This window comes from Ensifer sp. 2TAB8 (genome assembly GCF_052115125.1).
Taxonomy (GTDB): Bacteria; Pseudomonadota; Alphaproteobacteria; order Rhizobiales; family Rhizobiaceae; genus Ensifer.
Map to the genome: position 1 here is coordinate 990345 of NZ_JBFRGB010000001.1, position 17503 is coordinate 1007847.

Consider the following 17503-nt stretch of genomic DNA (forward strand, 5'->3'; position numbering starts at 1 on the left):
GGATGGGCTCTTCTTCAGATCTTCTTCATCAGAGCCGCATCGATCAAAGTCTTCGCGGCCTGAAACGCCGCCTCTATACTCATTTCAGACGTATCAAGCAAGTGCGCGTCTTCGGCGGGACGCAAGGGACTGTCGGAGCGACCCATGTCGCGTTCGTCGCGCTTCTTCACGTCCTCGAAGATGGCCGCATAATCAGCCGGTTGGCCATTGCCGACGATCTCGTCGTAGCGGCGCTTCGCCCGCACTTCCGGCGAGGCGGTCACGTAGAGCTTCACTGGCGCATCCGGGCAGACGACCGTGCCGATGTCGCGGCCGTCGAGGACGGTTCCGGGTTCGCGCTGCGAAAAGGCGCGCTGCGCCTCGACCAGCGCCCGACGCACCGCCGGTATGACGGCGATCTTCGACGCCGCCTCGCCGATTGCGTGGGCGGAAAGCACCGAACGGTCGAGCCCGGCCAGCTCGACATCGTGGGCCATCTTCTCGGCGACCGCCTCGTCGTCGAGCGGCAGGCCGCTATCCAGCAACGCCTTGGCGGTGGCCCGATAGGTCAGGCCCGTATCGAGATGATGAAAGCCGTATTCCTCGGCGATCTGGCGCGACAGCGTACCCTTGCCGGCTGCGGCCGGCCCGTCGATGGCGATGGTGAACGTCATTTTCCAACCTGCATATGTAAATGGTCGTCGTGCCTGGCGGCTCTGCAACCCTGAAACCTAATGGACTCCGCCTGAACGCCAAGTCTTTGCGCCAGATGCGGCTCCACGAATATCTTCTCTACCGAAACTGCTCCCCTCCCCGGAGAGCCAGCGCAGCGCCTCCCCGGTGCGACTTTCCTCCAGCGGCAAGGGCGGCCACAACGACTGCAAGAAGTCCAAGTCCCATCGCAAGGTCAAGAGATCTTCGCGATCCCGGCACGGAAGAATACTATCCAGCCGAGGCTGCTCGAAGGCGAAATAGCCGATCAGCGAGCGAGTCTTTTCATCCAGATAGCTGCCATCGGCATTCTGATAGAAAAACGCGACATCCAGCTTGCGGCCGTCCGAATGGGACAGATGCGGGAACAGTGGAAAGCCGCTGAAAAAAGGAAAATTGGCGTCGAGCGCCAAGGTCGTCGTTCCGGGGAACGCCTGATCCATGTGCCTCGACAAGGCGAGAGCCGCTTCCTTCAGTTCCGGAACGACATATTGGCGGTTCAGGACGCAGAAGAAAGGCGACTGCATCTTGAGCCGCGATGTGCCGTCGTCGAAACAGGGAAGCGAAACCCGGCCGAAGATCGGTGCCACCGTGTAACCAAGCGCACTACCGGCGGCATAAATGCCAAGAAAAAGTGCAAGAAAACCGAAAGCACCGGTTTTGCATCGGCGCGCAAGACCGACAGCAACGAGCCAGACTACTCCACCAATCTGCGTCAGTAGCGTCAGGAGAACTACGACTGCAATCGTGGGCAGCCATCTCATGCTTACCGCGAGTGCCGTGATCTTCACACGATCCTCGCACCAAGCCCTGTCATCAAATCCATGAACGCTGGAAAGCTCGTCGCAATCATTCCCACGTCGTCAACCTGAACGGGATGTTCCGAAGCAAGTCCCATCACGAGAAAGCCCATGGCAATCCGATGATCGAGATGGGTCTTCACAGCGGCACCGGAAGCATTTCCAAGGCCCCTTCCACCGGGACGCCCGCGCACCACCAGCGAGGACTTGCCCTCATCGCAATCGACACCGTTGAGTTTCAGGCCTGCCGCGGTGGCGGCGAGGCGATCGGATTCCTTTACGCGCAGCTCGTCGAGGCCGCTCATCACGGTCGCGCCTTCGGCAAAGGCGGCGGCGATGGCGAGAGCGGGATACTCGTCGATCATCGAGGCCGCCCGCCCTTCCGGGACCGTCATGCCTTTCAGTTCGGAATGGCGCACCCTCAGATCCGCCACGTCTTCTCCGCCGACCTGCCTGACGTCGACCGTCTCGATATCGCCGCCCATCTCCTGCAATGTCAGGATCAACCCAGAGCGGGTCGGGTTCATCAGCACGTTGCGGATCGTGACGTCCGAGCCCGGAACGACGAGCGCCGCAACCAAGGGGAAAGCCGCCGAGGACGGATCGCCGGGCACGTCGATCTCCTGGCCGACGAGCCTGCCGCGCCCTTCGAGCCGGATGGTTCGGACACCGGTGGCATCGGTCTCCATCGAGAGTTCGGCGCCGAACCCGCGGAGCATGCGCTCCGTGTGGTCACGGGTCATCACCGGTTCGATGACCGTGGTAATGCCCGGCGCATTGAGACCGGCAAGCAGAACGGCGGACTTCACCTGCGCGGATGCGACCGCCACTCGATAGGTGATCGGCGTCGGCGTCTTTGGTCCACGCAGCGTCACCGGCAGCCGGTCACCGGTAGCGGCCTTCGCCTGCACACCCATTTCGCGCAAGGGATCGAGCACCCGCGCCATCGGCCGTCGATTGAGCGAGGCATCCCCGATGAAGGTCGTTTCGAAATCATAGACGCCGACGAGACCCATGGTGAGGCGGCAACCGGTGCCGGCATTGCCGAAATCGAGCGGCGCTTCCGGCGCGAGCAAAGCACCATTGCCGACGCCATTGACGATCCAGGTGTCGCCTTCCTTGCGAATCCTGGCGCCCATGGCCTGGATGGCCCGGCCGGTCGCAATCACGTCCGCGCTTTCGAGCAGGCCGACGATCCGCGTCTCGCCGGCAGCAAGGCCACCCAGCATCAACGACCGGTGCGAGATCGACTTGTCGCCGGGAATGCGGACCGTGCCCTTGAGGCCGTCGGATTTGCGGGCAGTGGCAGGGCTTTGGCCCGCTCCATGGGACATGCGGTATCCTCGAACCGTGACAGTGGCGGGCGCATTTTGAAACGCGCCAAGGTCGCTTTAGCACTTTGGACGGCTGTCTGTTTCCATTCTTAGATCGGATGGGATCCAAGAAAGTCCTGCAGCCGCCCCCAGGGCATCCTAGCGGGCCGGCACCCGCTTTCAGCGACACCCCTACCACAACCCCTGCTGCATGCTCCCATAAATCGTCACCGGAAGGCATTCCTGCGAGCGCGGGAACGCCCGCGACACAGGGGCTTGCACGTTTTGTCTTTGACAGATGCTATCAAGATGATTATGGGGACCGGCTAATCATCATAAGCTTGATACCCTTTCCACCCGCCGGTTTTCCGGCAAGAGCCGGCACGGCCGGCCATTCAAGAGGCTTTGACTGTGGCAAAACCGGAACTTGGAACAAAGCGCATCGACCCGGAAACGGGGCGCAAATTCTACGATCTGAACCGTGATCCGATCGTTTCGCCTTACACCGGCAAGTCCTACCCGCTGTCGTTCTTCGAAGAAACCTCGGTCGCCAAGGTGCTCGAGAAGGAAGAAGAAGAAGACGTCACGGAAGTTGATGCAGAGAACACCGAAGTCGAACTCGTTTCGCTCGAGGATGCCGATGACGAGGCAGCGGGCGGCGACGACCTGCCGGATCTCGGCGACGACGATGTCGAGATCGACGGTGACGACGACGACACCTTCCTCGAAGCCGACGAAGACGAAGACGACGACGACATGAGCGGCCTCATCGGCGTGTCCGACGAAGACGAAGACGTCTAAGCGCTTCAAATGACATGGTAATGCTCCCGTCCTCGGCCTTTACGGCCCGGACGGGAGAAAATCGGCCCGGACTGAAAATAAATCCACAGGCCACGCATTTTTCGGCTTGCCATCCTCAAAAAGGGGAAGTAATAAGCCGCCACTCGCCGAGCACAACAGCCCGGCGAACTTCCCGGACCGGCCTAGCCGGAACCCGATATGGGGCTATAGCTCAGCTGGGAGAGCGCTTGCATGGCATGCAAGAGGTCAGCGGTTCGATCCCGCTTAGCTCCACCAAATTTTCCCTTCGACTGATCAGAATTAACTCCTCAAGGCCCGCCGCTGCTTTCCAGTTCGTCCAGCGAATCTAGGATCATCGTCAACAATCGGATGATATCCGCAGACTCGAGCAGGGCGTTGCGGATTTCGCGTTCCGATCGATTGGGCGCAGAAGCGGCGATGTCCAGCAGGACGTTGGTCACATCGGGCGCTTCGGTGTTCGGCTCCATGCCGGTTTGCTCGCGCATGCAGCGGATCAGCGCCACTGCGCCTTCGAGCAGCCGCTGTGCCTGCAACGGGGTAAGTTCATGAACCTCATTGGCGGCACGAAACAGCTGGGATCTGAAGCCCGATATCGTGGTCATCTCCCGGATGATACTCCTTTCGGCTTCAAATGAAAGTGGTGGGATGGGGCCCATCTGCAACGCGCAGATGCGCGCAACGCGACGCGGTTCGCCGCCAAAGTAAACGCGCCACCGCGCACGATGCATTGACGCTTTGTTAAGCATCGAAACGCAGAAGCTGATGCCATGTTCCTGATCTCGAAAATCTTCTGGCTGGTCGCACAGCCGCTGTCGTTCTCGTTCTTCGCCGCTTTTGCCGGGCTGCTGGCGACGGCGGCGGGCTTGCGCCGCATCGGCGGCCTCCTTGGCGGGCTCGGCGCGCTGGTGCTCTTCCTGAGCCTGTTCACGACCGCGGGGCCTTACGCGCTCCAGGCGCTCGAAGATCGTTTCACACGCCCCTCGCCACCGCCTGCGACGCTTTCCTGCATCATCGTGCTCGGCGGCGCCTTCGAGAATGAAGTGATGGCGGGACGGGGTGGCACCGAGTTCAACCAGGCGGCGGACCGCTTCATCGAGACGGTGACGCTCGCCAAGCGCTATCCCGAGGCCCACATTCTCGTTTCCGGCGGCGATGGTTCGTTCAGCGGCGCCTATGCCGGCGATGCCCAGGCATCGGAAAGTTTTCTCGCCGCATTCGACGTCGGTGGCGAGCGGCTGATTCGCGAGGAGCAATCGCGCACGACCTTCGAGAACGCCCGCAACACCCGCGAATTGCTGGCGGCGCACGGGCTTTCGAATTGCGCGCTCGTCACCTCCGCCTTCCATATGCCGCGCTCGGTCGGGCTCTTCCGCGCCCTCGACATACCCGTCATTCCCTGGCCGACGGATTACCGCACCAGCGGCAAGCTTGGCCTCGGCTTCGACTTCACCCAGCCATCGCTGAATGCCCAGCTGACGACGACGGCCGTGCGCGAATGGATTGGCCTGCTCGCCTATCGCCTCGCCGGTCGGACACCCTCGATCCTGCCGGCGCCCTGACGCAGTTGACGCCGGGGTACGAGATGGCCCAGCTTCAAGCCGAACCGCCGAATCTTACCCGGAGCGCCCATGCCCATCCTCGAAATCCTCGACTATGCCGGCGTGGCCGTCTTCGCAGCGACCGGAGCGCTCTCGGCCTCGCGCAAGCAGCTCGACATCATCGGCTACCTCTTCCTCGCCTCGGTGACCGGGATCGGCGGCGGGACGATGCGCGACGTTGTCCTCGGCGCGACGCCGGTCTTCTGGGTCACCAACCCGACCTATCTCCTGGTCTGCGCCACTGTAGCGGTCGTCGTGTTCTTCACCGCCCACCTGTTCGGTTCGCGCTACCGGGTCCTTGTCTGGCTCGATGCGATCGGCCTATCGGCCTATTGCGTCATGGGTGCTGCGAAGGGATTTGCGGCCACGGGTTCGCCGGGCGTCGCACTCGTTACCGGCATGCTGACGGCCACCTTCGGCGGTATCCTGCGCGACCTGCTCGCCGGGGAGCCCTCAGTGCTGCTGCGGCCGGAAGTCTATGTCACGGCGGCGCTGATCGGCGCCGGGGCCTTCGTGCTTGCGACGATGGCGGGCCTGCCGCTGGCGGGGGCGTCGACGCTCGGCGTCATCTCTGCCTTCGCCGTGCGCGGCGGCGCGCTCAAGTTCGGCTGGACGCTGCCGACTGGCAAGGCGCAGCCGGGCAGAAATCCTGACGATGTGATGTGAATGGGGCTTCTGCGCCTGATCGGCCCAGCGTACGCGTGATCAACTTATTTTGAGCATCGCCCTGCGGGACCGATTCAGTCCCGCAATTTCGCGCGAAACCGCGTTCCGCGCCTTTCCCGGAATGGTGCCTGGATCAGCGGCCGTTCTTGCGGCGCAGGCGGATCACCACGTCGACATGCGCAATCTCCATTCCCTCCGGCGGCTCCGGGAGGTTGTCGATCTGGATGTTGCTGACGGGGATATCGAGAACCTCGTTCTGGCCCTCGACGAAGAAGTGATGGTGATCCGACACGTTGGTGTCGAAATAGGTCTTGGCGCTCTCCACCGCCAAGACACGGATCATGCCGGCCTCGGTGAACTGATGCAGCGTGTTGTAGACGGTTGCGAGCGAAACGGGCACCCCGGCCATGACAGCCTCCTCGTGCAGTTCCTCGACGGTCAGGTGACGGTCACCCTTGGCGAAGATCAAATCGGCGAGGGCAACGCGCTGACGGGTCGGACGCAGGCCTGAGTGGCGCAGCCTTTCTTCCGAACTCACTTCTGTTGCTTTCGTCATCAAGGGTCGTTCCATGTATCCCGGCGAAATTCACAATACTTCCGTTGCGATATAACTTTTGCGCCCGGCGCTTTCAATAGATTCTCGGCCAGACATGCGTTGCAAAGCCTGAAAAACCGGTCAAACTCGGGGAAGGCTGGCAATTAACTCTGGTCGCGCCCACATTGATCCTGTAAGCGACGGCGGAACGAAAATGCCATCTGAGGCGACGCTATCCTGGCCGGAAACGAGAAGGTCCGGGTTCGCCACGCTTCATTTCAAGCCGAACTTGCTCTAAAGCAGATCGGACAACACGTTAAGTCATTCGGGGAAGCATCTATTCATGACCACCAAACAATCCAGCTTCAGCTACGAAGAAATCCTGGCCTGCGGCCGTGGCGAGTTGTTTGGCCCTGGCAACGCGCAGCTGCCGCTGCCGCCGATGCTGATGGTTCATCGCATCACCGAGATTTCCGAGACGGGCGGCGCCTTCGACAAGGGCTATCTGCGCGCTGAGTACGACGTGCGTCCCGACGACTGGTATTTCCCCTGCCACTTCCAGGGCAATCCGATCATGCCTGGCTGCCTCGGCCTCGACGGCATGTGGCAGTTGACGGGCTTCTTCCTCGGCTGGCTCGGCGAGCCGGGCCGCGGCATGGCGCTGTCAACCGGCGAAGTCAAATTCAAGGGCATGGTTCGTCCTGAAACCAAGCTGCTGCAGTACGGCATCGACTTCAAGCGCGTCATGCGCGGCCGGCTCGTGCTCGGCACTGCCGATGGCTGGCTGAAGGCCGACGGCGAGACTATCTATCAGGCAACCGACCTGCGCGTCGGTCTGTCGAAGGAAAAGGCCGAGTAAGTCCAGGCCTGCCTGCACCGAACGAAATAAAGAAAAGGTCAGTATCATGAGACGGGTTGTTGTCACGGGCCTCGGCATCGTTTCCTCGATCGGAAACAACGCGGACGAAGTCACGGCGTCGCTGCGCGATGCAAAGTCGGGCATCACGTTTTCTCCCGATTTCGCGGAAAACGGCTTCAAGTGCCAGGTCTGGGGTGCCCCGTCGCTCGATCCGACCGAACTCGTCGACCGTCGCGCCATGCGCTTCCTGTCGCAGGGCGGTGCCTGGAACCATGTGGCGATGAAGCAGGCGATTGCCGACTCCGGTCTTGAGGAGTCCGTCATCGCCCGCAACGAGCGCACCGGCATCATCATGGGTTCGGGCGGCCCGTCCACCCGCACCATCGTCGAAGCTGCCGACATCACCCGCAAGAATGTGAGCCCGAAGCGCATCGGCCCGTTCGCTGTTCCGAAGGCGATGTCGTCCACGGCGTCGGCGACGCTCGCGACCTGGTTCCAGATCCACGGCGTCAACTACTCGATCTCTTCGGCCTGCTCGACCTCGGCGCACTGCATCGGCAATGCTGCCGAAATGATCCAGTGGGGCAAGCAGGACGTGATGTTTGCCGGCGGCCATGAAGATCTCGACTGGACCATGTCCAACCTCTTCGACGCCATGGGCGCCATGTCCTCGAAATACAACGAGACGCCGGCGAGCGCTTCCCGCGCCTATGATGCCAACCGCGACGGTTTCGTCATTGCCGGCGGCGCAGGTGTGCTCGTTCTCGAAGAACTGGAACACGCAAAGGCCCGCGGCGCCAAGATCTACGCCGAAATCGTCGGCTACGGCGCGACGTCCGACGGCTACGACATGGTGGCACCTTCTGGTGAAGGCGCGATCCGCTGCATGCGCCAGGCGCTTTCGACGGTGAAGGGCGATGTCGACTACATCAACACCCACGGCACCTCGACGCCTGTTGGCGACAGCAAGGAAATCGGGGCGATCCGCGAAGTGTTCGGCAGCAAGATGCCGCACATCCAGTCGACCAAGTCGCTCACCGGCCACTCGCTGGGCGCCGCTGGCGTGCAGGAATCCATCTATGGCCTGCTGATGATGCAGGCTGGCTTCATCGGCGAAAGCGCGCATATCAGCGAGCTCGATCCTGAGTTCGATGGCGTTCCGATCGTTCGCAAGCGCATCGACAACGCCAAGATCGACACAGTTCTCTCGAACTCGTTCGGCTTCGGCGGCACCAATGCAACGCTCGTCTTCCAGCGCTACAACGGATAACACCATGACGGGACTGATGACCGGAAAGCGTGGCCTCATCATGGGTGTGGCCAACAACCATTCTATTGCCTGGGGCATCGCCAAGGCGCTGGCAGCGCAGGGCGCTGACCTTGCCTTCACCTTCCAGGGCGAAGCTCTCGGCAAGCGCGTCAAGCCACTGGCCGCCGAACTCGGTTCCGACTTCCTGCTTCCCTGCGATGTCGAAGACATTGCGTCTGTCGATGCCGTCATCGACGCGCTCAAGGAGCGCTGGGGCTCGCTGGACTTCATCGTCCATGCCATCGGCTTCTCCGACAAGAACGAACTGAAGGGCCTCTACGCCGACACCTCGCGCGACAATTTCAGCCGCACGATGGTGATCTCCTGCTTCTCCTTCACCGAAATCGCCAAGCGCGCCGCCGAACTGATGAACGACGGCGGCTCGATGCTGACGCTCACCTATGGCGGGTCGGTGCGCGTCATGCCGAACTACAATGTCATGGGCGTTGCCAAGGCCGCGCTCGAGGCTTCGGTACGCTACCTCGCCGCCGACTACGGCGCGCGCGGCATCCGTGTCAACGCAATCTCGGCCGGCCCGATCCGCACGCTTGCCGGCGCCGGCATTTCCGACGCCCGGGCGATGCTCTCCTGGCAGCAGAAGAACTCGCCGCTGCGCCGCACCGTCACCATCGACGACGTCGGCAGCTCTGCGCTTTACCTGCTTTCGGATCTGTCGCGCGGCGTCACGGGCGAGATCCACTATGTCGATTCCGGCTACAACATCACCTCGATGCCGGCGCTCGACACGCTCAGGACGGCCGACGCCGAGTAGCGCTCTCAATCTACCAACCACGACAAAGCCCGCGGATCGGCATCGATCCGCGGGCTTTGTCGTTCAGGAGCCGCTCAGGGAAACAGAAACAGCGCGAGCACGGCGACGACGATCGCCAGCACGATGAAACCCGTATGTGTGCGCCGCCCCGGCGCCATAGGCAGGTGATATAGACTCTTCAGGAACGACATGGGGACCTCGGAGGTCGCTCCATGTCCCTCGGCATGCTTGATGTCCTTGGCAACAGCCTCGGCCGCGTCCTCGCTCAAAGGCGGCCTGTTCACACCCCATGTCATGGCACTCATCCTCCGACGAGAAATACCGACGACGTCATGGTGAGCCCGAACAGGGGCGATGGCAACAGGCAAACTGTCGCTTCACACCGGCCGAAGAGAAGTGCCCGAAACGCAAAGAGCCGGGCGTTTGGCCCGGCTCTCTGCTTGATCCTCAGTGGTCCTCAGCGCTTGGCCCAGAGCACCTTGAAACGGGCGTTGCGGCAGGTTTCGCCGTATTCCTTGGAATTCTCTGCCAGCACCTGCTCATAGGGCAGGCCCCGGTTGGCGACCAGCATCAGCTTGCCGCCCTGCTTCAGCGCCTTCAGCGCCGTCTTGATGATGGCGACACCAAGCGCCGGCTCGGCGGCGTGGGCCTCATGGAAGGGCGGGTTCATGACGATGAGATCGTACTTGTCGCGCGGCTCTTCGCTCGTGAGGTCGAACCAGTAGAAACGCACCGGCATGCGCGGAGCGTTCGCCATCATGTTGACGCGGGCGGCCTCGAGCGCCTCGTGATCGGCTTCGAACAGGTCGATGCCCTTGGTGCCCGGTGCGGTTTCGGCAAGCTTTGCAGCAAGATAGCCCCAGCCTGCGCCGAAATCGGCGGCGTGGCCATGAAAATCGTTCGGCAGGCGCGAGGCGAGCAGCTCGGAACCTGCATCGATGCGGTCGTGCGAGAACATGCCGGGCGAGGCCTCGAACAGTCCCTCGACGCGCACCGGCACCTTGGCGAGCTTGTGCACGGCATCGGTCACATCTTCGGGACGAGTGAACCAGAAGGCGACGCCGTGATACTTCGGCAGGTGATCGCCATCCCATTCGAACTTGGCAATCCGCTTCTTCAGCGACTGGATGCCGTCTTCCTTGCCGCCGGCAACGACGATCAGGCCGCCCTCACGCGTGCGCTTCAACGCCTCGGCGATACGGTCCTCGTTCTCACCCTTGTGCTTGCCACACAGAACCAGCGTGACGTCGTAGTCCTCGCCGGTGACCTCAGGCGTCACATCGGCGCGCACGGCCTCCAGGGCGCGATAGAGCGGCCTTGACGGCTGAACGGCTGCTATCGAGGCTTCGAAGCCCTTGGGCAACCGGTAGCCCGCCTCGGCGCCGAGAAAGAGCGCACGCTCGCCCTCGCCCGGCGGGTCGATCACGCCGCTATCGAACGGGTAAAACAGGGTCTTCAACGCATCTCGGCTCATCGGTCTATCCGTCATCTTCCTACAAGAAAGGGGCGCGGAGCGATCCGCTCCGCGCCCCGAATGCTCTCGGGTGAAGCCCGCTTATTCTGCGGCTTCGCCGTCGCCCTTCTTCTCAGACTTTTCGGCAACGATTTCCTTGCCGGTGGCCTGATCGACAACCTTCATCGACAGGCGAACCTTGCCGCGCTCGTCGAAGCCCATGAGCTTGACCCAGACCTTGTCGCCTTCCTTGACGACGTCGGTCGTCTTGGCGACGCGCTCGGAGGCGAGCTGCGAGATGTGGACGAGGCCGTCACGGGCGCCGAAGAAGTTGACGAAGGCGCCGAAGTCGGCGGTCTTCACAACGGTGCCTTCATAGATCTGGCCGACTTCCGGCTCGGCGACGATCGAGTGGATCCACTTGCGGGCCGCTTCGATTTCCTTGCCGGACGAAGAGGCGATCTTCACGGTGCCGTCGTCTTCGATGTTGATCTTGGCGCCGGTCTTTTCGACGATTTCGCGGATGACCTTGCCGCCCGAACCGATGACTTCGCGGATCTTGTCGACCGGGATGTTCATGACTTCGATGCGCGGAGCGAACTCGCCGAGCTGGCCGCGGCTTTCGGAGATGGCCTTTGCCATTTCGCCGAGGATGTGGAGACGGCCGCCCTTGGCCTGGTTGAGCGCAATGCCCATGATCTCTTCGGTGATGCCCTCAATCTTGATGTCCATCTGGAGCGAGGTGATACCGGCTTCGGTGCCTGCAACCTTGAAGTCCATGTCGCCGAGGTGGTCTTCGTCACCGAGGATGTCGGAGAGAACGGCGAAGCGCTCATCTTCCTTGATCAGGCCCATGGCGATACCGGCAACCGGCTTTGCGAGCGGAACGCCGGCATCCATCAGCGCGAGCGAGGTGCCGCAGACGGTGGCCATCGAGGACGAGCCGTTGGACTCGGTGATCTCGGATACGACGCGCAGCGTGTAGGGGAACTGTTCGGCTTCCGGGAGCATCGGGCGGATCGCACGCCAGGCGAGCTTGCCGTGACCGATTTCGCGGCGGCCCGGGGAGCCCATGCGACCAGTTTCACCGACCGAGAAGGGCGGGAAGTTGTAGTGCAGCATGAAGCGTTCTTTGTACATGCCGGTCAGGCTGTCGACGTACTGTTCGTCTTCACCGGTGCCGAGCGTGGCAACGACGATCGCCTGCGTTTCACCGCGGGTGAACAGCGCCGAACCGTGGGTGCGCGGCAGGAGGCCGACTTCCGAGACGATCGGGCGAACGGTTTCCAGATCGCGGCCGTCGATACGGCTCTTGGTGTCGAGGATGTTCCAACGAACGATCTTGGCCTGCAGGTGCTTGAAGACGGCGCCGATTTCTTCGGCCGTGTGGGCCGGGTTCTCGATGCCTTCCGGCAGGAAGTGAGCCTTCACCTTGGCCTTGACGGCGTCGACGGCAGCGTAGCGAGCGGCCTTCTCGGTGATCTTGTAGGCGTTGCGCAGTTCGTCTTCGGCAAGCGAGAGCATGGCGTTTTCGAGAGCGGAATGATCTTCCGGTTCGAACTCGCGCGGCTCCTTGGCAGCGACTTCAGCGAGCTTGATGATGGCGTCGATGACCGGCTGGAAGCCCTTCTGGCCGAATACGACAGCGCCGAGCATGACGTCTTCCGGCAGTTCCTTGGCTTCCGACTCGACCATCAGCACCGCTTCCTGGGTGCCGGCGACGACGAGGTCGAGGGTCGATTCGTCCATCTCGTCGAGATGCGGGTTGAGAACGTACTGGCCGTTGATGTAGCCGACGCGCGCGCCACCGATCGGGCCCATGAACGGAACGCCGGACAGCGTCAGCGCAGCGGAAGCTGYGACCATCGACAGGATGTCGGGATTGTTTTCGAGGTCATGCTGCATGACCGTGACGATGACCTGGGTGTCGTTCCTGTAGCCATCGGGGAAAAGCGGGCGGATCGGACGGTCGATCAGGCGGGAAACGAGCGTTTCGTTTTCGCTCGGACGGCCTTCGCGCTTGAAGTAGCCACCCGGGATCTTGCCGGCGGCATAGGTCTTTTCCTGGTAGTTGACGGTCAGCGGGAAGAAGTCCTGGCCCGGCTTCGGCGACTTGGCCGAAACGACGGTGGCGAGAACGACGGTTTCGCCGTAGGTGGCGAGCACGGCACCATCAGCCTGGCGGGCGATCTTGCCGGTTTCGAGCTTGAGCGGACGCCCTGCCCATTCGATTTCAACCGTGTGGGTATCGAACATGTTCTGTCCTTCGTGTGCGGCGGACCTTTCCGCGGCTGTTGCAGCGCGGGTGGTCGAAGGGCCGCATGAAATGGCGCATCACGGGCAAGACAACGGGAGGCTTCACGCTTGAAATCGGCTTGTTTCCGCTTCACCGGCCGCTGCTCTGCGGCATCTCGGCAAACGGGCCGAAGCATCCTGCAATCCTGCCCCATGACGGGCCATCGGTTGATCCGCGAAACCGGCCCATCCGGTTCGCTGGATTCTCTCCTTTAGCCACGTTTCCTATGCGGCCGGAGAGTTTATTCCTTGAGCGCCCAGCGCTCCATAAAAAAGCCGGCGGGCCGCAATGACCCGCCGGACAAGTCGCTTAGCGACGGATGCCCAGGGCACCGATCAGCTTGGTGTAGCGCGCTTCGTCTTTCTTCTTCAGATAGTCGAGGAGCGAACGACGGCTGGAAACCATCGCGAGAAGACCACGGCGGGAATGGTTATCCTTCTTGTGGCCCTTGAAGTGTTCGGTCAGGTTGTTGATCCGTTCCGTCAGGATAGCAACCTGGACTTCCGGGGAACCGGTATCGCCTTCAACGGTTGCAAATTCCTTGATGAGCTGAGCCTTACGCTCTGCAGCAATCGACATCGGATGATCCTTTCGATTTCGAGGATTTAGGGACGCCTTCAGCCGGGATGTCGTCCAGCTGCGGCCGTGAATGCAACCGGCATGCGCCTTTTGCTGGCGTGCCTATAAACGAATTGGATGAAAAAGGAAAGGGTCATGAACCGGCACAAAGAAGGGCCGACGGAGAGCGCTAGTTGCTCCTCGGACGCGGCCGCATCGGCGCGGATTTCTGCTGATCGCGATTGACGGAGACACAGTCGAGATAGGCGGAGAAGACCCAGCCAAGCGGCCCCGCTTCGTTGGCGACCAGAGACCAGCGCTTGCCACTGTGGTCGCGCTCTCCCGCCTGGCCCGCCTTCGCCCCGTTTGACAACGTCATGACGACGCGCCCGTTTGGCGTGTCGCGCACATTGAGCGGTGTTCCGGTCGGATCCGCGACCGTGCAGGCAATCTCGGCGCCACGTGCGGGCCCGCCCGCCGCCACGACCACCATCGAGATGGCGGCAAGCGCACGCCAGCGGGCGAAAGAGCATTTCATCGCAGTCCCCTCAGGTGCGCCTCATGAACCTTCTTCCTTCGCATCGCGCGGAATGGTGATCCGCCACTCGATGCCATCGGCATGCATCACCCTCTCCAGCGTGGCGTTCAGCGCCATGCCGAGCATGCGCTCCAATACCAGCGTCCCGAAGCCCTTGCGGACGGGGTCCGAAGGCTTGCCTGCGAGATCGGCGCCCTCCTCCCGCCAGCGAATGGCGATGCCTTCATCCTCCAGCGACCAGCTCAGCTTGACGACCCCGGTGGTGTTGGCGAGCGCACCGTATTTCGTGGCATTGGTTGCCAGTTCGTGCAGGGCCATGCCGAGCGTTTGCGAGATCTGCGTGTCGAGCCTCAGGGTCGGGCCGGAAAGGATCACGCGCGTCGGATCGTCAGGCGTGAAGGGCTGCAACTGGTTCTGGGCGAGCTCGCGGAAGTCGACGCCTTGGGCGGCGTTGGCAATCATCAGGTCGGTCGAGCGCGCGAGCCCGGCAATGCGCTTGCGGAAGGAATCGGCAAAGTCCGAGGCACTCTCGGCCGAATAGACCGACTGGTTCAGCATGGACTGGATGACGGTCAGCTGGTTCTTCGAGCGGTGCGCCACCTCGCGCATGAGGAAGCGGATCTCGTTTTCGGCCTTGCCGCGCGCCGCTGCTGCGCGCGCCAGCGCTGCCGAGACCTGCTCGACTTCTGCGATCATGTGCGGGCGGGATTCGATCCGTTCACCGGCGCCGAGGCGACGCGCATCCTGCGCCACGAGCTTGACGCCCTGTGACAACAGCCGCGCAATTGCCAACGATCCGGCGATCGCGATGCCGGCAAAGATGATGCCGCCGAGCGACAGCCAGAGGAACGACCAGACCGCCGGAGCATCGACCGTCGCGCGCGGCGCCCAGGCGATGATCCGCCAGCCGGTCACGACCGAGAACTCGGTCGCGACCCGGTACTCCGTGCCGTTTTCCTTGATATTGCGGACCCCGATGCTGATCGCCGGCACCTTGTCGAGGAAGAACGGTTCTCCGGCCTTGACCTTCGCATCCGACGAAATGATGACCTTGCCTGCGCCATCGACCAGTGCTGCGCTCCATCCGGGAGAAAGCGTGTCGCGGTTGACCGCCTTGGCCATGTTTTCGGCGTTTTGCGTCAACGTCAGCAGATATTCCTCGCCGGTCGACAGCTTCGCCGGCAGGTAGACGTTGAACACCCATTTTCCCGCGGTCTGGCCGAAGAACACGTTGGAGACGAGCGGCGCGTCATTGTTGGTGAAGGCGCGCTCGACGGAATCAGGGTCCGAAGCCTTGCTAAGCTGCGCGCCAAAAGGAACCCGGGTGTTGAGCCGCTGGTTGTGATTGCGATCGATGACGATCAGGTAGGAATCCGTTCCGGCAAGCGCCGTGGCGGCCCGGCCGTAGAAGGCCTCCATGTTGCCGTCTTCGATCTCTTGCGAAGTCGACAGCACCTTCAGCGTCGTCAGCATGCCCTCGATGTCACGTTCGACGATGCGCGTCACCGAGCCGGTCGAGGCCTGCAGCAGGGCCGTGATCACCTGTTCCTGCTGATCGACGCTGCGCTTCAGCACCACGAGCGAAAAGATGAAGGCGGGGACGATGGCCACAAGCAGCAGCGACGTCAGATAGAAGCTGAAAGGCCGGGTCAATCGATGACGGACGAGGTCGCTCACCGCCGCCAGGCCATTCGCAGCCTTTCGCTTTCCTTCGTCCAACACGCCGGTCACCTCAGTCGCCCTTCTTCCTGCCGCGCCAACGGCACAGCCGCCTTCGGCGCGCGCTGCCAAAGGCGGTGCGACCGCCATTCGGTTCTGCAGCACGGCAAGGAAACGGAATCACCTCGGATGGATTGGAAGCCCATGCCGGGGATCATGCGTCAAGGATGGCGCAAAGGCAAACGCTTCCGGGTGCTTAGCCCGTGGCGAAAACCCGCTTCGGGCGGAATTCGCCTTCGGCAATTTCACCGATGGCGATGAGCTTGCCGCGTGCCGTCGCGTAGGCTTCAGGCGTCGCAAGCGGCGCATCGCGACCGCGCAGGATGATGGGATTGCCCATCCTCAGGCGGTGCGCCTGATCATCGTTGACGGCAACATGCGGCAGGCTGGAAAGCGCTTCACCGGTCTCGATCAGATAGGCGTCGAGCGCCGCCAGGCGTTCCTCGTCGCTCTCGATCTTTTCCAATGCCACCAGATCGGCGAGCGGCACCATGTCCTCTTCACCGAACGGCGCGACAAAGGTTCGGCGCAGCGAGGCGATGTGGCCGAAACAACCGAGATCGCGACCCATGTCGCGGGCGAGCGAGCGCACATAGGTGCCCTTGCCGCACTCGATCTCGAAATGCGCGAGATTGGGAGTGGCACCGAGCAGCGTCAGGCGGTGCACCTCGACCTCGCGGGCCGGAATCTCGACGGTTTCGCCATCGCGGGCCAGATCGTAGGCGCGCTCGCCATCGATCTTGATCGCCGAGAACTGCGGCGGCACCTGGCTGATGACACCGGTGTATTTCGGAAGCAATGCGCGGATCGCCTCTTCGTTCGGCCGCTCGCTCGAGGAATGCGTGACCTCGCCTTCGAGATCGTCGGTCGAGCGTTCCTCGCCCCAGGCAACGGTGAATTCGTAGATCTTGCGTCCGTCCATTACATAAGGGACGGTCTTCGTCGCATCGCCGAGGGCGATCGGCAGCATGCCGGAGGCCAACGGATCGAGCGTGCCAGCATGGCCGGCCTTCTGGGCCTTGAACAGCCACTTGATCTTCGAGACGGCTTCGGTGGAGCCGAAGTCGAGCGGCTTGTCGAGGATCAGCCAGCCCGAGATCGGGCGGCCCTTGGGCTTACGCGGTTTGGACATGAAATCTACTATTCTTCGTCTTCGCTGGTCTGGTCGAGATCGCGGCTGACTTCCGGCGAACGCAGGAGCTCGTCGATCTTCTTGTAGTTGTCGAAGCTCGTATCGTCACGGAAACGAACGTCGGGCATGTATTTCATCTGCCGGAGCTGCGGGCCGAGGCGGCCGCGAATGTACTTGGCATTGCGGTTGAGCGCCTCGATGACTTCGGCATGGTTGGGCACGCCAAGCGGCGTGACATAGGCAGTCGCAATCTTCAGGTCGGGCGACATGCGCACTTCCGAGATCGCGATGACGGTCTTCTCGATCACGGGATCGCGCACCTCGCCACGCTGCAGAACCTGCGTGATCGCAGCGCGCACCTGCTCACCGACGCGCAGCATGCGCTGGGAGGGGGCCGAGGATGTAGCTTTGCTCATGGTCGTTGACTTTCCAAGGTTCTGCAC

At 62.3% G+C, this 17503-nt stretch carries 20 protein-coding genes and 1 tRNA gene; 8 read left to right on the forward strand and 13 right to left on the reverse strand.

Translation table 11 applies throughout. The annotated features are described in order from the left end of the window. Positions 1–14: 14 nt before the first annotated feature. The 3 genes from cmk to aroA are packed head-to-tail and all read right to left on the reverse strand — an operon-like array spanning position 15 to position 2824. Positions 15–653, reverse strand: a complete 639-nt coding sequence (gene cmk, locus AB4Z53_RS04935; RefSeq protein WP_113538871.1) for a (d)CMP kinase — start codon at positions 651–653, stop codon at positions 15–17. Positions 654–710: 57 nt separating this feature from the next. Beyond that, entirely contained in the window at positions 711–1481 is a 771-nt protein-coding gene (locus AB4Z53_RS04940) for a hypothetical protein (protein ID WP_441595030.1), read from the reverse strand. Next, positions 1478–2824: a 3-phosphoshikimate 1-carboxyvinyltransferase gene (gene aroA / locus AB4Z53_RS04945; protein ID WP_441595032.1), complete on the reverse strand. Its 1347-nt coding sequence runs from the start codon at positions 2822–2824 to the stop codon at positions 1478–1480. Before aroA ends, AB4Z53_RS04940 begins: the two co-directional genes overlap by 4 nt. Before the next feature lie 390 nt (positions 2825–3214). Between aroA and AB4Z53_RS04950 the strand changes: the two genes are divergently transcribed. Then, the gene (locus AB4Z53_RS04950; RefSeq protein WP_113538869.1) at positions 3215–3604 is read left to right on the forward strand and encodes a TIGR02300 family protein; all 390 of its coding nucleotides are present in this window, start codon (positions 3215–3217) and stop codon (positions 3602–3604) included. 200 nt (positions 3605–3804) lie between these two features. Continuing rightward, a tRNA-Ala gene (locus AB4Z53_RS04955) sits at positions 3805–3880 on the forward strand. Between the two features lie 32 nt (positions 3881–3912). Here AB4Z53_RS04955 and AB4Z53_RS04960 read toward each other — a convergent pair. Next, positions 3913–4371 (reverse strand): hypothetical protein, encoded by a 459-nt coding sequence (locus AB4Z53_RS04960; RefSeq protein ID WP_162768816.1) that lies wholly within the window; start codon positions 4369–4371, stop codon positions 3913–3915. A 21-nt stretch (positions 4372–4392) separates the two neighbouring features. Between AB4Z53_RS04960 and AB4Z53_RS04965 the strand changes: the two genes are divergently transcribed. Both AB4Z53_RS04965 and AB4Z53_RS04970 read left to right on the forward strand, forming a co-directional pair. After that, entirely contained in the window at positions 4393–5184 is a 792-nt protein-coding gene (locus AB4Z53_RS04965) for a YdcF family protein (RefSeq protein WP_291153071.1), read from the forward strand. 69 nt (positions 5185–5253) lie between these two features. Further along, entirely contained in the window at positions 5254–5889 is a 636-nt protein-coding gene (locus AB4Z53_RS04970) for a trimeric intracellular cation channel family protein (protein ID WP_113538866.1), read from the forward strand. Positions 5890–6022: 133 nt separating this feature from the next. Here the strand turns inward: AB4Z53_RS04970 and irrA are convergent, their stop codons facing one another. Then, positions 6023–6445, reverse strand: coding sequence for an iron response transcriptional regulator IrrA (gene irrA / locus AB4Z53_RS04975; RefSeq protein WP_057247827.1), 423 nt, complete (start codon positions 6443–6445; stop codon positions 6023–6025). A gap of 322 nt (positions 6446–6767) precedes the next feature. Here irrA and fabA point away from each other — a divergent pair, with 322 nt between their 5' ends. The 3 genes from fabA to fabI are packed head-to-tail and all read left to right on the forward strand — an operon-like array spanning position 6768 to position 9364. After that, positions 6768–7283 carry a 3-hydroxyacyl-[acyl-carrier-protein] dehydratase FabA gene (gene fabA / locus AB4Z53_RS04980; RefSeq protein ID WP_113538865.1) on the forward strand — a complete coding sequence of 172 codons (516 nt, stop codon included), beginning with the start codon at positions 6768–6770 and terminating at the stop codon, positions 7281–7283. Between the two features lie 46 nt (positions 7284–7329). Next, the gene (fabB, locus tag AB4Z53_RS04985) at positions 7330–8553 is read left to right on the forward strand and encodes a beta-ketoacyl-ACP synthase I (protein ID WP_113538864.1); all 1224 of its coding nucleotides are present in this window, start codon (positions 7330–7332) and stop codon (positions 8551–8553) included. Between the two features lie 4 nt (positions 8554–8557). After that, the gene (gene fabI, locus AB4Z53_RS04990) at positions 8558–9364 is read left to right on the forward strand and encodes an enoyl-ACP reductase FabI (RefSeq protein ID WP_113538863.1); all 807 of its coding nucleotides are present in this window, start codon (positions 8558–8560) and stop codon (positions 9362–9364) included. Between the two features lie 74 nt (positions 9365–9438). Here the strand turns inward: fabI and AB4Z53_RS04995 are convergent, their stop codons facing one another. From AB4Z53_RS04995 to pnp, 3 genes are all read right to left on the reverse strand, one after another. Further along, the gene (locus AB4Z53_RS04995) at positions 9439–9660 is read right to left on the reverse strand and encodes a hypothetical protein (protein WP_113538862.1); all 222 of its coding nucleotides are present in this window, start codon (positions 9658–9660) and stop codon (positions 9439–9441) included. A 161-nt stretch (positions 9661–9821) separates the two neighbouring features. Further along, positions 9822–10838 (reverse strand): class I SAM-dependent methyltransferase, encoded by a 1017-nt coding sequence (locus tag AB4Z53_RS05000; protein ID WP_441595035.1) that lies wholly within the window; start codon positions 10836–10838, stop codon positions 9822–9824. 81 nt (positions 10839–10919) lie between these two features. Next, positions 10920–13073 carry a polyribonucleotide nucleotidyltransferase gene (gene pnp, locus AB4Z53_RS05005; protein WP_441595037.1) on the reverse strand — a complete coding sequence of 718 codons (2154 nt, stop codon included), beginning with the start codon at positions 13071–13073 and terminating at the stop codon, positions 10920–10922. A 65-nt stretch (positions 13074–13138) separates the two neighbouring features. On the opposite strand from pnp, the gene AB4Z53_RS05010 reads away from it, so the two are divergent. After that, positions 13139–13405: a hypothetical protein gene (locus AB4Z53_RS05010; RefSeq protein ID WP_291152603.1), complete on the forward strand. Its 267-nt coding sequence runs from the start codon at positions 13139–13141 to the stop codon at positions 13403–13405. 17 nt (positions 13406–13422) lie between these two features. Here AB4Z53_RS05010 and rpsO read toward each other — a convergent pair whose 3' ends face one another. From rpsO to rbfA, 5 genes are all read right to left on the reverse strand, one after another. Further along, the gene (rpsO, locus tag AB4Z53_RS05015) at positions 13423–13692 is read right to left on the reverse strand and encodes a 30S ribosomal protein S15 (protein WP_029742369.1); all 270 of its coding nucleotides are present in this window, start codon (positions 13690–13692) and stop codon (positions 13423–13425) included. Positions 13693–13861: 169 nt separating this feature from the next. Then, on the reverse strand, positions 13862–14209 hold the full coding sequence (locus AB4Z53_RS05020) for an SH3 domain-containing protein (RefSeq protein WP_441595039.1): 348 nt from the start codon (positions 14207–14209) through the stop codon (positions 13862–13864). Positions 14210–14230: 21 nt separating this feature from the next. Beyond that, positions 14231–15940, reverse strand: coding sequence for a sensor histidine kinase (locus tag AB4Z53_RS05025; protein ID WP_441595230.1), 1710 nt, complete (start codon positions 15938–15940; stop codon positions 14231–14233). Positions 15941–16124: 184 nt separating this feature from the next. Continuing rightward, the gene (truB, locus tag AB4Z53_RS05030) at positions 16125–17060 is read right to left on the reverse strand and encodes a tRNA pseudouridine(55) synthase TruB (protein WP_113538857.1); all 936 of its coding nucleotides are present in this window, start codon (positions 17058–17060) and stop codon (positions 16125–16127) included. 8 nt (positions 17061–17068) lie between these two features. After that, complete coding sequence (gene rbfA, locus AB4Z53_RS05035) at positions 17069–17476, reverse strand: 30S ribosome-binding factor RbfA (protein WP_104662459.1); 408 nt, start codon at positions 17474–17476, stop codon at positions 17069–17071. Positions 17477–17503: the final 27 nt, after the last annotated feature.

What these genes read in the sequence shown, in the direction of transcription:
- cmk (WP_113538871.1), bottom strand. Translation starts at nt 653, where the DNA reads ATGACGTTCACCATCGCCATCGACGGGCCGGCCGCAGCCGGCAAGGGT.
- aroA (WP_441595032.1), bottom strand. Translation starts at nt 2,824, where the DNA reads ATGTCCCATGGAGCGGGCCAAAGCCCTGCCACTGCCCGCAAATCCGAC.
- AB4Z53_RS04960 (WP_162768816.1), bottom strand. Translation starts at nt 4,371, where the DNA reads ATGCTTAACAAAGCGTCAATGCATCGTGCGCGGTGGCGCGTTTACTTT.
- AB4Z53_RS04965 (WP_291153071.1), top strand. Translation starts at nt 4,393, where the DNA reads ATGTTCCTGATCTCGAAAATCTTCTGGCTGGTCGCACAGCCGCTGTCG.
- AB4Z53_RS04970 (WP_113538866.1), top strand. Translation starts at nt 5,254, where the DNA reads ATGCCCATCCTCGAAATCCTCGACTATGCCGGCGTGGCCGTCTTCGCA.
- irrA (WP_057247827.1), bottom strand. Translation starts at nt 6,445, where the DNA reads ATGACGAAAGCAACAGAAGTGAGTTCGGAAGAAAGGCTGCGCCACTCA.
- fabA (WP_113538865.1), top strand. Translation starts at nt 6,768, where the DNA reads ATGACCACCAAACAATCCAGCTTCAGCTACGAAGAAATCCTGGCCTGC.
- fabB (WP_113538864.1), top strand. Translation starts at nt 7,330, where the DNA reads ATGAGACGGGTTGTTGTCACGGGCCTCGGCATCGTTTCCTCGATCGGA.
- fabI (WP_113538863.1), top strand. Translation starts at nt 8,558, where the DNA reads ATGACGGGACTGATGACCGGAAAGCGTGGCCTCATCATGGGTGTGGCC.
- AB4Z53_RS04995 (WP_113538862.1), bottom strand. Translation starts at nt 9,660, where the DNA reads ATGACATGGGGTGTGAACAGGCCGCCTTTGAGCGAGGACGCGGCCGAG.
- AB4Z53_RS05000 (WP_441595035.1), bottom strand. Translation starts at nt 10,838, where the DNA reads ATGAGCCGAGATGCGTTGAAGACCCTGTTTTACCCGTTCGATAGCGGC.
- AB4Z53_RS05010 (WP_291152603.1), top strand. Translation starts at nt 13,139, where the DNA reads ATGAAATGGCGCATCACGGGCAAGACAACGGGAGGCTTCACGCTTGAA.
- rpsO (WP_029742369.1), bottom strand. Translation starts at nt 13,692, where the DNA reads ATGTCGATTGCTGCAGAGCGTAAGGCTCAGCTCATCAAGGAATTTGCA.
- AB4Z53_RS05020 (WP_441595039.1), bottom strand. Translation starts at nt 14,209, where the DNA reads ATGAAATGCTCTTTCGCCCGCTGGCGTGCGCTTGCCGCCATCTCGATG.
- truB (WP_113538857.1), bottom strand. Translation starts at nt 17,060, where the DNA reads ATGTCCAAACCGCGTAAGCCCAAGGGCCGCCCGATCTCGGGCTGGCTG.
- rbfA (WP_104662459.1), bottom strand. Translation starts at nt 17,476, where the DNA reads ATGAGCAAAGCTACATCCTCGGCCCCCTCCCAGCGCATGCTGCGCGTC.